At 66.0% G+C, this 14,684-nt stretch carries 12 protein-coding genes; 7 read left to right on the forward strand and 5 right to left on the reverse strand.

Annotated elements, in window-relative coordinates; genetic code table 11:
- Nucleotides 1-22: 22 nt before the first annotated feature.
- Nucleotides 23-1,042, reverse strand: a complete 1,020-nt coding sequence (gene cobT, locus F3H41_RS04480) for a nicotinate-nucleotide--dimethylbenzimidazole phosphoribosyltransferase (protein ID WP_149737332.1) — start codon at nt 1,040-1,042, stop codon at nt 23-25.
- Between the two features lie 223 nt (nt 1,043-1,265).
- Between cobT and F3H41_RS04485 the strand changes: the two genes are divergently transcribed.
- From F3H41_RS04485 to F3H41_RS04495, 3 genes are read left to right on the forward strand one after another with little or no spacing between them, the layout of a single operon-like run.
- Nucleotides 1,266-2,051, forward strand: a complete 786-nt coding sequence (locus tag F3H41_RS04485; protein WP_149737333.1) for an adenosylcobinamide-GDP ribazoletransferase — start codon at nt 1,266-1,268, stop codon at nt 2,049-2,051.
- Between the two features lie 52 nt (nt 2,052-2,103).
- Entirely contained in the window at nt 2,104-2,346 is a 243-nt protein-coding gene (locus F3H41_RS04490) for a DUF1289 domain-containing protein (RefSeq protein WP_149737334.1), read from the forward strand.
- Nucleotides 2,343-3,044 carry a TIGR02281 family clan AA aspartic protease gene (locus F3H41_RS04495; RefSeq protein WP_149737335.1) on the forward strand — a complete coding sequence of 234 codons (702 nt, stop codon included), beginning with the start codon at nt 2,343-2,345 and terminating at the stop codon, nt 3,042-3,044. The genes F3H41_RS04490 and F3H41_RS04495 overlap by 4 nt, the downstream gene beginning before the upstream one ends.
- A 404-nt stretch (nt 3,045-3,448) precedes the next feature.
- Here the strand turns inward: F3H41_RS04495 and F3H41_RS04505 are convergent, their stop codons facing one another.
- The 3 genes from F3H41_RS04505 to F3H41_RS04515 all read right to left on the reverse strand — a co-directional run bounded on the left by F3H41_RS04505 (nt 3,449) and on the right by F3H41_RS04515 (nt 6,649).
- Entirely contained in the window at nt 3,449-4,210 is a 762-nt protein-coding gene (locus F3H41_RS04505) for an ABC transporter permease (protein WP_149737336.1), read from the reverse strand.
- Entirely contained in the window at nt 4,207-5,133 is a 927-nt protein-coding gene (locus F3H41_RS04510; protein ID WP_149737337.1) for an ABC transporter ATP-binding protein, read from the reverse strand. The genes F3H41_RS04505 and F3H41_RS04510 overlap by 4 nt, the downstream gene beginning before the upstream one ends.
- A 253-nt stretch (nt 5,134-5,386) precedes the next feature.
- On the reverse strand, nt 5,387-6,649 hold the full coding sequence (locus F3H41_RS04515; RefSeq protein WP_149737338.1) for an extensin family protein: 1,263 nt from the start codon (nt 6,647-6,649) through the stop codon (nt 5,387-5,389).
- A gap of 355 nt (nt 6,650-7,004) precedes the next feature.
- Here F3H41_RS04515 and F3H41_RS04520 point away from each other — a divergent pair, with 355 nt between their 5' ends.
- Nucleotides 7,005-7,412, forward strand: coding sequence for an acyl-CoA thioesterase (locus F3H41_RS04520; RefSeq protein WP_149737339.1), 408 nt, complete (start codon nt 7,005-7,007; stop codon nt 7,410-7,412).
- A 37-nt stretch (nt 7,413-7,449) separates the two neighbouring features.
- On the opposite strand, the gene F3H41_RS04525 is transcribed toward F3H41_RS04520, so the two are convergent.
- Nucleotides 7,450-7,803 (reverse strand): DMT family protein, encoded by a 354-nt coding sequence (locus tag F3H41_RS04525; RefSeq protein WP_149737340.1) that lies wholly within the window; start codon nt 7,801-7,803, stop codon nt 7,450-7,452.
- 237 nt (nt 7,804-8,040) lie between these two features.
- Here F3H41_RS04525 and F3H41_RS04530 point away from each other — a divergent pair, with 237 nt between their 5' ends.
- From F3H41_RS04530 to uvrB, 3 genes are all read left to right on the forward strand, one after another.
- Nucleotides 8,041-10,014, forward strand: a complete 1,974-nt coding sequence (locus tag F3H41_RS04530) for an EAL domain-containing protein (protein ID WP_149737341.1) — start codon at nt 8,041-8,043, stop codon at nt 10,012-10,014.
- A 201-nt stretch (nt 10,015-10,215) separates the two neighbouring features.
- A complete protein-coding gene (locus F3H41_RS04535; RefSeq protein WP_149737342.1) occupies nt 10,216-11,436 on the forward strand; it encodes an MFS transporter in 1,221 nt (406 codons plus the stop codon).
- A gap of 91 nt (nt 11,437-11,527) precedes the next feature.
- Nucleotides 11,528-14,617, forward strand: coding sequence for an excinuclease ABC subunit UvrB (uvrB, locus tag F3H41_RS04540; RefSeq protein WP_149737343.1), 3,090 nt, complete (start codon nt 11,528-11,530; stop codon nt 14,615-14,617).
- Nucleotides 14,618-14,684: the final 67 nt, after the last annotated feature.

Raw genomic sequence — 14,684 nt, forward strand, 5'->3', positions numbered from 1 at the left:
GCTGACAGGCACCTGAAGCCGATCACGCTTCCTTGTTGGAAACCCCGGCCTGCTCGAAGGTTGCCATACCGGAATGGCAGGCGGCGGCGGCCTTGACGATGCCGGCGGCAAGCGCTGCTCCCGTGCCCTCGCCAAGCCGCATGCCGAGCGCCAGAAGCGGCGTCTTGCCGAGCATTTCGATGGCCCGCATATGGCCCGGCTCGGCCGAGACATGGCCGATCAGGCAGTGGTCAAGCGCAGCCGGATTGGCGGCCTTCAGGATCGCGGCAGCCGACGTCGCGACATAGCCGTCGATGATGACGGGCACCTTCTGCATGCGCGCGGCGAGGATCGCGCCGGCCATCGCCGCGATCTCGCGCCCACCCAGGCGGCGCAGCACTTCCAGCGGATCGGAAAGATGCGGGCGGTGGAGCGCCACGGCCTTTTCGACGGCCACGGTCTTGCGCGCCAGCACCTCGCCTTCCGACCCCGTGCCGGGTCCGACCCAGTCGGCCGCCGTTCCGCCGTAGAGCGCCAGGTTGATGGCAGCGGCGATCGTGGTGTTGCCGATACCCATTTCGCCGATGCAGAGCAGGTCCGTGCCGCCGGCAACGGCTTCCATGCCAAAGGCCATGGTGGCGGCGCAATCGCGCTCTGAAAGCGCGGCTTCCTCGGTGATGTCGCCGGTCGGGTAGTCGAGCGCGAGGTCGAAGACCTTGAGGCCGAGATCATGCGTCACGCAGATCTGGTTGATCGCCGCACCACCGGCAGCGAAATTTTCCACCATCTGCTGCGTCACCGACGACGGATAGGGCGTGATGCCGTTCTTCGTGACGCCGTGATTGCCGGCAAAGATCGCTACCAGCGGCCGCGTCACGGCCGGCGCGCGGCCGGACCAGGCGGCCAGCCACATGGCGATTTCCTCGAGGCGCCCAAGCGCGCCCGGCGGCTTGGTCAATTGCTGGTCGCGGTTGCGCGCCGCAACGAGCGCGGCCGAATCCGGGCCCGGCAGGTGGCGAAGCAGTTCGCGAAAATCGTCGAAGGGAAGGCCGCTGGCGCTCATGTCGGGTCCTTGAAGGGCTCTGTTTCGTGCTGTCTGGCAGCGCAGCGGCAGGCAGGAGGCTTCCTCCGGCGCGCCGCGGCCGCATGGGTGCCCTCTCATAATCTGCACTCCGGCGGGCGGCAACCGCATTTGCGACGCCCCGTTTGCCGCTGGGCTGGCTGCCAGCGCATGATGCAGGAGAGAGACCGGCGATTCGCCGGCGGAGCAAGATGCGGAGCAGCCCATGCGGCTCAGGGATTTGACGGATGATCTGGCGCGCTCCATCGCGTTCCTGAGCCGGTTTCCGGTGCCCGAGCGGCATTTCGTCGGTTTCGACGGGCGCCTGGTGCGCGCGGCCCGCGCTTTTCCCGCTGCCGGCCTGATGATCGCACTGCCGGCTGCGGCGCTCCTGTCGCTGATGGATGCCTTCAACGCCGACGCCACGCTCAGCGCCCTGCTGGCGATCGGCCTTTTGGCGATCGTGACCGGCGCCCTGCACGAGGATGGCCTTGCCGACGTCGCCGATGGGCTCGGCGCCACCCATGACAGGGAAAAGGCCCTGACGATCATGAAGGACAGCCGCATCGGTACCTTCGGCGGGCTCGCCCTGATCCTCAACATCGGCATCCGCACCGCCGCCCTCGCCGCCCTCATACCGTCGCTCTCCCCGTCCGGCATGGGGCTCACCGTTCTCGCCGTTGCGGCCCTGTCGCGCACCGCCATGGTCTGGCACTGGCAATCCCTGCCCCCCGCACGGCGCGATGGCGTTGCGGCCTCCGCCGGCGTGCCGGATGCGGATGCGACGCGCCTTGCCCTTGTGAGCGGCCTCGGGGCGGGCCTCGTGCTCCTTGCCATTGCCGGTGCCGGCCTCCTGCCGACGCTCGTGTCGCTGGCGCTATCCGCCGCCTTTCTCGTCCTTTTCGGCCGCTCTATCGAAAGCCGCCTCGGGGGGCATACGGGCGACACAATCGGAGCGGCACAGCAGATCACGGAAATGGCATTGCTGGCGGCCCTTGCGCTGTCGGTTTGAACACCAGATATTTCTCCTGTAAACTCAACCGTCTTCAGCCGAAACAAGCCCCATGCAATCGCCCTGCATCCTCGTCTGCTCCATCGATCTCGTGACCGGCTACTGCTTCGGTTGCGGGCGCACGCGTGACGAGATCGGCGGCTGGATCGGCTATACCAATGCCGAGCGCAGCGCCATCATGGCCGCCCTTCCCGCCCGCCTCGAAACGGTGGAGCGCAAGCCGCGCCGCGAAACCCGCCGCAGCCGCCTGGCCCGCGAGCGCGGCGAGGCGACGGGGGAAACGGAAGGCCAATGAAGAGGCTGGTGGTCGCACTCTCGATTCTCGGCGGCGGTCTCGTCCTCCTCGTCCTCAATCATGAGAGCGGCAGCACCTTCGGCCTTGCCAACGAGAACTTCGAATCCGTCGTCAGCCTCACTGCAATCGCCGTCATGATCGGCTCCGGCATCGTCGCCAGCCGCCGCCAGTTCGGCGAAAGCGTGCGCCAGATGGCCGTCTGGCTTCTGATCCTCCTCGCCCTCGTCAGCGCCTACCTCTACCGACAGGACCTCCAGAATTACGGCGAGCGCCTCGCTGCCGGCCTGCTGCCGGGCCGCGCTTCCGTGATCACCGACAGCGAGGGCGGCCAGGAGGTCGTGCTGCACAAGATGCTGAACGGCCATTTCGAGGCCGATGTTGAGGTCAATGGCGCAAGCCTCGACATGCTCGTCGATACCGGCGCCAGCTCCGTCGTCCTCACCTTCGACGACGCCCGCCGCGCCGGCATCGACACCAGCGCGCTCTCTTTCACCCTGCCCGTCATGACCGCCAACGGCCAGGCCATGGCCGCCCCGGTGGACCTTGCCGACATCGCCATCGGCCCCATCGCCCGCAAAGGCATCCGCGCCGTGGTGACGCGCGAGGGCCAGCTCGACCAGAGCCTGCTCGGCATGAGCTTCCTGTCGACGCTCGACTTCCTGCAGATGCAGACGGATGAGCTGAGACTGAGGGATTGAGATGACGGCTAAAATACTCGAAGGCGGCTGCCTGTGCGGAAACATCCGGTATCGCATCAGTGGTCCCGTCGGATTTCCGCACACCTGCTCCTGCCGCATGTGCCAGAAACACACCGGCGCGCTGACGGCGTCCTGGGTCGAGGTAGACCGCGATGCGATCGAATGGACCGGCCCGGGCGAGGCCCCCGCACCTGGCGCTCTTCGGAAAAATCCTCCCGCGCCTTCTGCCCCGCCTGCGGCAGCTCCATCGGCGCCGTTGACGATGCCCCGGTCATGGCGCTGCTCACGGGCACCTTCGACAAGCCGCACCTTCTGCCGCTGAAACCCCTCTCCCATTCCTACAAGGGCGGGCGCCCCCGCTGGTGGCACGTGACCATCGACGGCGCCTGAAGAGCCGCCCTGCCTCAGTTCCGCAGCCGATACCCCGTCTTGAAGATCCATGTCAGCAGGCCCATGCAGATCGCCAGGAAGACGAGGATGATCGCCGCGCTGATTGCCGGATTGACGTCGGAAATGCCGAAGAAGCTCCAGCGGAAACCGCTGATCAGGTAGAAGACCGGGTTGAAATGGCTGACCGCCTGCCAGAAGGGCGGCAGCATGTCGATCGAGTAGAAGCTGCCGCCGAGGAAGACGAGCGGCGGTATGACCAGCATGGGAATGAGGTTCAACTGCTCGAAATCCTTGGCCCAGATGCCGATGATGAAGCCGAAAAGGCTGAACGTCACGGCCGTCAGGGCGAAGAAGCCGATCATCGCGAGCGGATGCTGGATGCTGAGATCGACGAAGAGCGAGGCCGTGGCGAGGATGATCAGCCCGATCATCATGCCCTTGGTCGCGGCCGCTCCGACATAGCCGAGCACGATCTCCGCCATGGAGACCGGCGAGGAGAGGATCTCGTAGATCGTCCCGGTGAATTTCGGGAAATAGATGCCGAAGGAGCCGTTGCCGACGCATTGCGTCAGCAGCGTCAGCATGATGAGGCCGGGCGTGATGAAGGCCCCGTAGGAGACGCCGTCGATCGCCTGGATGCGCGAGCCGACAGCCGCGCCGAAGACGATGAAATAGAGCGACGTGGAAATGACCGGCGACACGACGCTCTGCAGCAGCGTGCGCCGGGTGCGCGCCATTTCAAAGAGGTAGATGGCCTTGACCGCTTCGAAGTTCATCGTCCGCCCTCCACCAGTTCCACGAAAATGTCTTCGAGCGAGCTCTGCCGCGTTGCGATGTCCTTGAAGCCGACGCCCTCGGCCGAGAGCGCTGCCAGCAGCGCCGGAATGGCCGCGCCCGCCTTGTCCGGATGGCAGTCATAGACAAGGCGCGTGCCCTCGCCCTCCAGCGTCACGCCGAAGCCGGCCAGCGCCGGCGGCACCGTGGTCATCGGCTCTGTCAGTTCGACGGAAAGCTGCTTGCGACCGAGCTTGCGCATCAGCGCCGCCTTTTCCTCCACCAAGAGCAGCGTGCCGCCATTAATGACGCCGATCCGGTCGGCGATCTCCTCGGCCTCCTCGATGTAGTGGGTCGTCAGGATGATGGTCACGCCCGATTCGCGCAGCTTCTCCACCACCTGCCACATTCCCTTGCGCAGGCCGACATCGACCCCCGCCGTGGGTTCGTCGAGGAAGAGTACGCGTGGCTCGTGCGACAGCGCCTTGGCGATCAGCACGCGCCGCTTCATGCCGCCGGAGAGTTCGCGCAGCATGTTGTCCTTCTTGTCCCAGAGCGAGAGGTCCTTCAGCACCTTCTCGATATGGGCGGGATCGGCCTTCTTGCCGTGCAGGCCGCGGGAGAAGGACACCGTGTTCCACACCGTCTCGAACTGGTCGGTGGTCAGTTCCTGCGGCACCAGCCCGATCAGCGAGCGCGTGGCGCGGAAATCCCTGACCACGTCATGGCCGCCGACCATCACCTGTCCGCCGCTGGGATTCACAATGCCGCAGATGATCGAGATCAGCGTCGTCTTGCCGGCGCCGTTCGGACCGAGCAGCGCAAGGATTTCGCCTTCCTCAATGTCGAGGCTGACGCCTTTCAGCGCGTGAAAGCCGGACGCATAGGTCTTGCTGAGATCTTTGATGGAAACGATGGGGGCCATGGAAATTCCCGGGGGAGATGCGGACCGGCCCTATATGGGGCGATTCCATGACCGTTACACCCCCTTACGCCACATTCGCACCACCCGATCCGCGCGCGCCGCGCTCCGGTCAAGAAAGCCCACCGAAGTCGTCACACGCCCGTAACCTTCGGCGGCAATGGTCCGCCCGCAAGACCGGCGTGGCACCCCTTCCGCACCGCCGATGCAATTCTGCCGGTCCGAACCCGGCCTTTTTTGCACCACGATACACCGTTCAGTCGCAATGCTTGTAGCGGGAATTGCGTGAGCGCAGATCGAAGTGAAAGTGATCCTTGTGGAACGGGTCGCTGCCCGGCCCGAGCACGGTCGAGAAATATTTGCAGCTGTCCTCGCGCACTGCTTTCAGCAGGCCCTTTTCGCGAAACGCGAAGAAGCCCGGCTTGCGCACGTCGATTTCCTTGCCGCTCTTCAGCACGAATTTCCCGACATCGATGGCATTGCCACGCGCATGTTCGGACATGGGTCCACGCGAGCGCGAATTCATGCGCCGGCAGGAATAGCCACCGAGCGGCTTGATGACGGAAACGCCGGAGAAATACCGGTAGCGCGCGGACGGCACCAGTTCGTTCTTTACCCACTGCGCGAACGCCGCGGTGACCTGGCAATTCAGCTTTACAGAAGGCTTGACGTCAATGCCGCCCGAAAGCCCCGTCAGCTCGATCGGATAGTCGATGCCGCAGGACGGGCCGTTGGAGATGCGGGCAACGTCGCGAAATTTGACGCCAAGCTTGGTCAGCTGGCGGCGGCAGGCAACCTCCGATGCGGGCATCACGTCGGGCAGCACCGGCCGGCTCATGTTCGGCTCGTCCGGCACCTCGATCGGGTTTTCCACGCGGGGCAGCATGGCGAACTGTTCGGCCGCCTGCTTTGCCCTCAGCGCGCGGATCTCGGCCTCGCGGGTCTGTTGCCGGCCGGCAAGCGCCGCCTTGCGGGCCTCTTCGGCCGCAATCTGCTCGGGCGTCAAAGGCGGAAGGTCGGGATCGTAGCCCGGATTGGCGCTCGCCGCCGCCGTCGCGGGCGCGGACAGCAGCGTCACGTCTTCCTCGCCGATCCCGCCGACGACCGGCTGCGTGGCACTGCCCTCGGCAATCTCTTGGCTCTGTTCCTGCGCGAGCCCCACCACCGGGGAAAGGCCGAGCATCTGGTCCATGTCGACGCCGCCGGGCGGCACCTCGGTCATGCCGGAGGCGGCGCGGGCGGTCTCGCTCACGGGCATAGCCTGGGGCTCGGAAGGCTCCAGCAACGGTTGGTCCAGCGCCGCCTGCCGGGCCGGCGCATCGGCCGGATAGGCGCGGGTCTCATCCACGCGCCCCTCGAGCACAGGGCGAACGGCGCCGACGCGCGTCTGCGTGTCGATGCGGGCGGAGGGTGCAAGATCGTCGGTGGAACAGGCGACCAGCGCCGTGGACAGAAGCAGCAGCATGGCGGCGCGCAAGGGGCGCAACGCCCTGCGGGCCCCGGCCGCCGGCGGCTGCATGGATGGAACAAAGGCTCCGCCGCGGCGGGAAAGAAACGCAATACCCATTCTCACCCCGCCTGCCTGCGGACGCAGTACTCTGACGCGAAAGCCCGGCTGAAACAGAAGCCGATGAGGCACTGGCTGGCGCTGGCGCCCGCCCCCACACAACAGGAGGAAGAGGGCTGAAAGCGGGAGGCAGGCCCCTCATGTCTTTCGATGGGAAAAGAGTATCGAAACAGGGTAAACGAAGCGTTGCGGCCCGACCTTCAGAAAGCAGGGGGCAAGGCCTGCGGAAAGCGGAGGGACGGCATGCGGACACGCTTCCAACGTGTATAAGGGGCCACGGCGAGACGACGGCCGACGGGAGACGACCATGAACCAGACAAGCCCCCGCCCGAAAGGCGAACTGACGCTGCGCACGCTGGCCATGCCCGGCGACGCCAATGCGGCCGGCGATATTTTCGGCGGCTGGGTCATGGCGCAGATGGACCTGTCCTGCGGCATCCGCGCCGCCGAGCGCGCCCGCGGCCGTGTCGTCACCGCCGCGGTCAAGGAAATGGCCTTCGAAATGCCGGTGAAGATCGGCGACACGCTGTGCATCTACACCGACATAGAGCGTGTCGGCCGTACCTCCATCACCCTGAAGGTCGAGGCATGGGCGCAGCGCTATCTCTCCGACCGCATGGACAAGGTCACCGACGCGACCTTCGTCATGGTGGCGCTGGACACCGACGGCAAGCCGACGCCGGTGCCGCCGGAACGCGACGTCACGCAGGGCTGAGACGCCCGCAGCGCCTATCGCCCCCTGAAGATGTCGATTATCCCTTGAAGATGAAGGAAGCGCCGATGGCGATCAGGGCAAAGCCGATCGCGTGATTCCAGGTCAGTTGCTCCTTCAGCCAGAAGACCGAGAAGGCGGAGAACACCAGCAGCGTGATGACTTCCTGCATGGTCTTCAGCTGCGCGGTCGAATAGACCGTGTGGCCGATGCGGTTGGCGGGAATGGCGAGGCAATACTCGAAAAAGGCAATGCCCCAGCTGACGATGATCACCAGCCACAGCGGCGCATTGCCGTATTTCAGGTGGCCATACCAGGCAAAGGTCATGAACACATTGGAGCACAGCAACAGCGCAATCGGCCAGATGGCGGCCGGAGAGAACGCGAAGTTCATGGAAGTCCTCATTTTTGGGGTGGACGGCGGATGCCGGAGGAGTCCCGGCCACGCCCGTCCTGACATCGCCACGTCGGCAGGCGGCAAATAGCAGAGTTTGCCCCGGCGTCCAGTGCCCGGCACGCCGCCACGGAATCGCAAGCATCCTTAGGATTGGTGGTGTTGCGTTAAGTTCGCATTATTAGCGCACATGCATAGATACCAAGGGGACGGGAATGCCTTTGCGTGGAGGGCGGATTGCAGAGTGTCAAGACGATATCGGATCAGGCGCTGACCGAGCAGGAACGTCACCTGGTCGAGCAGGCGCAGGCCGTTGCCGTCCTCAAACCGATGCGCGTCACGCTCGTCGCCAACAGTTTCATCGCCACGACCTCCGCAGCCTTTCTCTGGCACGACACGCCGGACCCCAACATCGTCGTGTGGCTCGGCCTTGTCACGCTGTCCAATCTTCTGCGCCTCGCCAGCATACCTTGGCTGGCGCGGATGGCACAGCAACCGGGCATGGGCCGACGCGTGCTCACCATCCTCACCGGATCCGCCTTTGCCGGTGGCATCCTCTGGAGCACAATCGCCCTTCTCGGCAGCGGAATCGGCACGGAAGGCAACCACGGGCTGATCGTCTTCGTGCTTGCCGGCATTTCCGCCGGCGCCGTCATCCAGAGCAACGCCTGCGCCCGTCCGCCGATGGGCATGTCGTTTCCGGCGCTCACGGCTGCCGTCCTCGGCCTTTTGAGCCAGGGCACGTTCACCGGTCTGGTGATCGTGCTGAACCTCGTGCTCTTTCTCATCATGCTGACCCGCGCCTCTCTTCACAATGAAGCAGCCTTCGTCCGCACCGAGATCGCCCGCATCCGCTCCGCAGATCTCGCCGCGTCGCTGCAGGTCGCAAACCACAAGCTGGAGAGACTGGCCAACACCGACCCCATGACCGGCCTCCGAAACCGCGCCACCTTCAATGTCGACGTTGCCGATGCCATCGACACGCACGTGCCAGCCGCCCTCCTCCTTCTCGATCTCGATCGCTTCAAGCAGATCAACGATACGTTCGGCCACAATGCAGGCGATATCGTTCTGAAAACCTTTGCCGCCCGGCTGCAGGCTGTCACCCACCAAGAGGACCGTGTCTCCCGGCTCGGCGGCGACGAATTTGCCGTGGTCCTGCTGGGCGAAAATGCGCTGGAGCGCGCCTGCGCTCTGGCGTCCCTCATGCTTGACGCCGCCTGCGAGCCCATCGACATCGAAGGGCGCCAGATCGTCGTCGCCACCAGCATCGGCATCGCCCATGCGCCACAGCATGCGCGCTCGCCCAAAGCCCTCTATGAAAGCGCCGATACCGCGCTCTACGCGGCCAAGCAGCAGGGCCGCCAGAGGGTCTGCGTCTACGAATCCGCGATGAGCGAACAAATGGAACGGCGGCGCATCATCGAGTTCTACTTCCAGCGCGCCCTGGAACGTGACCTGATCGACGTCCTGTTCCAGCCGCAACGCCTGCTGCACAACGAGAAGATCGTCGGCTTCGAGGCCCTTCCCCACTGGAAGGTACCGAAGATCGGCCTGATCGGTCAGGCGGAAATGGTCGAGGCAGCCGCGGCGCTCGGCCTGTCTGAGGAATTGACGCGCCATGTGGCGCGCCGTGCGGCCCTGTTGGCGCACCGTCTGGAGCAGTTCGGCCACACCGACATCGCCGTCTCCTTCAACGTCACCGCGGCGGAACTGAAGAGCTACGCCGTCGATGCCATGCTGCTCGACGTGGTAACCCTTGCCGGGGTCGCCCCGTCCCGCCTGACCGTCGAGGTGCCGGAGCAGGCCATGCTGGTCGCCGAGGATGCGCGTGACCGCCTGATGGCGCTGTCGAAGGTCGGCTTCCGCCTCGCCATCGACCGTTTCGGCGGCGCCCACGTCACCATCGGGCAGCTTGCCGGCCTGCCGATCGATCACCTCAAGATCGACCGGGAATTCCTCGCGGGACTGGCAACCTCGCCGGAAAAGCAGATGGTCATCGGCGCCTTCGTCGGCATCGCCCGCGCCCTGTCCGCCACCATCATGGCCGATGGCATCGCGGCGCAGGACCATACCGAGGCCCTGCGCCTGCTCGGCTGTCGCATCGGTCAGGGCAGCTTCTACGATGCGCCGCTCAGCGCGAAAAAGGCCCTTGACCGCCTGACTGAGGCAACGAGCGCCGGGGCGGCTCCCATCCGCGGCAACGCCTGATCTATCCAAGCGCTCCTCCTCCGGTCCGTCGCTGACGCGAACAACGGGAGCGCGAACGAACCACCGGCGCCGCCCGTGGATGATGCCCTGCCCGTTCGCCAGTGGTCCGCTGGAACAATCGCACACGCCGCGCATTCCAGTGCGCGCCAGACCCTGCCGATCCCCCGGCAGTCGGCCTCGGCCAGCTGCTGGAGAACCCCCTTGCAACGCGCCACCGTCGCCGGCCAGTCCCTGATCGCCCTCGCCACCCTCAACTTCTTCCTCGCCGATGCCCGCGATGGCCTGGGGCCGTTCCTCGACGCCTTCCTTGCCACCCATGGCTGGTCGCCCATGTCGCTCGGCCTCATCGCCACCTTCGGTGGCATTCTCGGCATGGTTGCGACGCCGATCTTCGGCGCGCTGGTCGACAACACACCCTACAAGCGCACCCTGATTGTCGTGCCGGTCCTGCTCGTCACCACCGCCGCCCTCGCCACGCTGATGCGGCCGGACGTCGCCATCGTCATCGGCGGCCAGACCATCACCGCCATCGTCGGCGCCGTCGTCGGCCCGGCCCTGATGGGCCTGACGCTGGGCCTCGTCGGCGAGACCGCCTTCCCCCATCAGGTCTCCCGCAACGAGTTCTGGAACCATGCGGGCAATGTCGTGTCGCTGATCGGCGTCTACGTGGCCACGACCTTCTACGGCGTGGCGGGCATTGTCGGCCTGATGATCTTCACCGCCCTCGGCACGCTGGTCGCCGTCGCCTGCATCGACGCGAAGAAGATCGACCACAACGTCGCCCGCGGCCTCGGCCATGACGAGGGCGAGCCCGGCCCTTCCGGCTATTCCGTCCTCGTGAAGACACCCGGCCTCGTGCTGCTTGCCGTCATCCTGATGGTCTTCCACTTCGGCAATGCGCCGATGGGCCGCCTGATCGCGCAGGAATTCTCCATCCAGCTCGGCACGCCCTTCCGCACCACGGCGCTGATTACCGGCGTGGCGCAGCTCGCCATGATCGGCGTCGCCGTCGCCGCGCCCTTCATGATCCGCCGCTTCGGCCTGTCCACCGTCATTCTCATCGGCCTGATCGCCCTGCCGATCCGCGGCCTCATCGCCGGCACCTGGCACGACTTCGCCTCGATCTATCCGGTGCAGATCCTCGACGGTGTCGGCGCCGGCCTGCTCGGGATTGCCACACCGGTGGCCGTAGAGCGGCTGCTCTCCGGCTCCGGCCGCTTCAACGTCGGCCTCGCCGCGCTCATGACCATCCAGGGCATCGGCGCCTCCTTCAGCAATGCCGTCGCCGGCACGCTGGTCACCGAAGGCGGCTACAGCCTCGCCTATCTCGTGCATGGCGGCATCGCCATCGGCGCCATCGCCCTCTTCCTTATCTGGCGCCACCGCATCGTGCCGCCCGCGCCGGAGCGTAGCGCAGCCTGACCGGCCGGGGGAAACGCGGGCGCCCTCCCGCGTTTCCCTTTTGTACCCGCTGCCCCTTCCCTTCCGCCGGGACTCTCTCCATATTCCGCCCATGGCCAGAAAACCGAAATCCTCCGCCCCTGAAACCGATGGCTTCGGGGAAGCTCCGCAGGCGTCCTTCGAGGGCGCGCCGCTCTCAGGCTCGGTCTCCGACTGGGTAAAACAGCTCGAAGCCGAGGCCGAGGCCTCGACCGTGCAGACCCGCCGCGAGGTCGCCTCCAGGGCCGGCAAGCACCGCAAGGCGGTGGAGATCGCGGCTTCGAAAGCCAAGGAGGCTCCCGCGGGCCCCGACCGCAAGGCGAGCACCTCGAAAACCTCGCGCGGCGTCTCCATCGGCGGCTCCTCCGATCCGAAGACACGCGCCGCCGCCGGCCTCAATCCCGTCGCGGGCATGGATGTGTCGCTGGAGGAAGCCGGCACGCTGGCGCCCGGCGCCGTCACCGCCACGGTCGATGCGCTGGCCAAGCTGATCGAGAGCGGCAATCCGCTCTTCAAGGACGGCAAGCTGTGGACGCCGCATCGCCCGGCCCGGCCGGAAAAATCCGAGGGCGGCATCGCGCTCAGGATGATGACGGACTACAAGCCCTCCGGCGACCAGCCGACGGCCATCGCCGATCTCGTCGGCGGCCTGGAATCCGGCGAGCGCAGCCAGGTGCTGCTCGGCGTCACCGGCTCGGGCAAGACCTTCACCATGGCCAAGGTGATCGAGGAGACGCAGCGCCCCGCCGTCATCCTCGCGCCCAACAAGACGCTGGCTGCCCAGCTCTACAGCGAGTTCAAGAACTTCTTCCCGGACAATGCGGTCGAGTACTTCGTCTCCTACTACGACTACTACCAGCCGGAAGCCTATGTGCCGCGCTCCGACACCTATATCGAGAAGGAAAGCTCCATCAACGAGCAGATCGACCGCATGCGCCACTCGGCGACGCGCTCGCTTCTGGAGCGCGACGACGTCATCATCGTCGCCTCGGTCTCCTGCATCTACGGTATCGGCTCGGTCGAGACCTACACGGCCATGACCTTCCAGATGCAGGTCGGCGACCGGCTCGACCAGCGCCAGCTCCTCGCCGACCTCGTGGCGCAGCAGTACAAGCGCCGCGAGATGGATTTCCAGCGCGGCTCCTTCCGGGTGCGCGGCGATACGATCGAGATCTTCCCCGCCCACCTGGAGGATGCCGCCTGGCGCATCTCCATGTTCGGCGACGAGATCGACGCCATCACCGAATTCGACCCGCTGACCGGCCACAAGACCGGCGACCTCAAATCGGTGAAGATCTACGCCAACAGCCACTACGTGACGCCGCGCCCGACGCTGAACGGCGCCATCAAAGCCATCAAGGAAGAGCTGCGCCTGCGCCTCGCCGAGCTTGAAAAGGCCGGCCGCCTGCTGGAAGCGCAGCGCCTCGAGCAGCGCACCAAATACGATATCGAGATGCTGGAGGCGACCGGCTCCTGCCAGGGCATCGAGAACTATTCGCGCTACCTCACGGGACGCCGCCCCGGCGAGCCGCCGCCGACGCTCTTTGAATATATCCCCGACAATGCCCTGATCTTCATCGACGAAAGCCACGTCACCATCCCGCAGATCGGCGCCATGTATCGCGGCGACTTCCGGCGCAAGGCGACGCTGGCCGAATACGGTTTCCGCCTGCCCTCCTGCATGGACAACCGCCCCTTGCGCTTCGAGGAATGGGACGCGATGCGGCCCGATACGGTCGCCGTTTCCGCCACGCCGGGCGGCTGGGAGTTGGAACAGTCCGGCGGCGTCTTTGCCGAACAGGTCATCCGCCCCACCGGCCTCATCGATCCCCCCGTCGAGGTGCGCGCCGCCAAGACGCAGGTCGACGACGTGCTCGGCGAGATCCGCGAGACCGCCGCCAAGGGCTACCGCACCCTCTGCACCGTGCTCACCAAGCGCATGGCGGAAGACCTCACCGAATATCTTCACGAGCAGGGCGTGCGCGTGCGCTACATGCACTCCGACATCGACACGCTGGAGCGCATCGAGATCATCCGCGACCTCCGGCTCGGCGCCTTCGACGTGCTCGTCGGCATCAACCTCTTGCGCGAGGGCCTCGACATTCCCGAATGCGGCTTCGTCGCCATCCTCGACGCCGACAAGGAAGGCTTTTTGCGCTCGGAGACGTCCCTCATCCAGACCATCGGCCGCGCGGCGCGAAACGTCGACGGCAAGGTCATCCTCTATGCCGACCACATCACCGGCTCCATGCAGCGCGCCATGGAGGAAACCGCCCGCCGCCGCGAAAAGCAGGTGGCCTACAACCTCGAACACGGCATCACGCCTGAGTCGGTGAAGGCCCGCATCTCCGACATCCTCGACAGCGTCTATGAACGCGACCACGTCCGCGCCGACATCTCCGGCGCCGGCGGCAAGGGCTTTGCGGACGGCGGCCACCTCGTCGGCAACAACCTGCAGGCCCACCTCAACGCGCTGGAAAAGTCCATGCGCGACGCCGCCGCCGACCTCGACTTCGAAAAGGCCGCCCGCCTGCGCGACGAAATCAAACGCCTCAAGGCCGCCGAACTCGCCACGATGGACGATCCGATGGCGAAGCAAGAGGCGAGAAGTGCCGAAGGCGCGACAGGGAGACAAGAAAAGCTGGCCAACAGCCAGGACGCGGGAAAAGGCAGCGGAAAGCGAAGCCGCGAGTCGATCTCCTCCCCTGTGGGGGAGATGTCCAGCAGGACAGAGGGGGGTGCCGCCGCCTTGGAAGCCCCCGGTCAGGCCCCGTCATCCTCGGGCTCGACCCGAGGATCCACGACCACGCCCGCCGACGCCCCGTCCTACTTCGCCAAACCCTCGCTGGACGACATGGGCCCCGGCACCGACACGGAACGCCCTCTCTTCCGCAAGAACACGCTCGACGAAATGACCGTCGGCCGCACCGAAAAACCCGTCCCCGGCAAACTCCCGGAAAAACCGAAGCCGACCACAGGCACCACTCCCTCTTCTCCCCAGCGGGGAGAAGGTGCCCAAAGGACGGATGAGGGGGCCCCCCGCCCCACCGACGATCCGCGCCCGATCATCCGCGCCCGCGCCGGCGCCGGCTCCTACGAGGACCCGGCCGACCAGAAGCGCAAAGGCAGGACGAAGGGGAAGACGGGACGCCCGGGGCGGTGACAGAGGCATCAAACCGCGCTTAAGCACTGCAATCCCAAAAGATTTAGAGCGCCCATCCGTTTCAATC

It is taken from the genome of Rhizobium sp. RU20A (assembly GCF_900155885.1).
Taxonomy (GTDB): Bacteria; Pseudomonadota; Alphaproteobacteria; order Rhizobiales; family Rhizobiaceae; genus RU20A.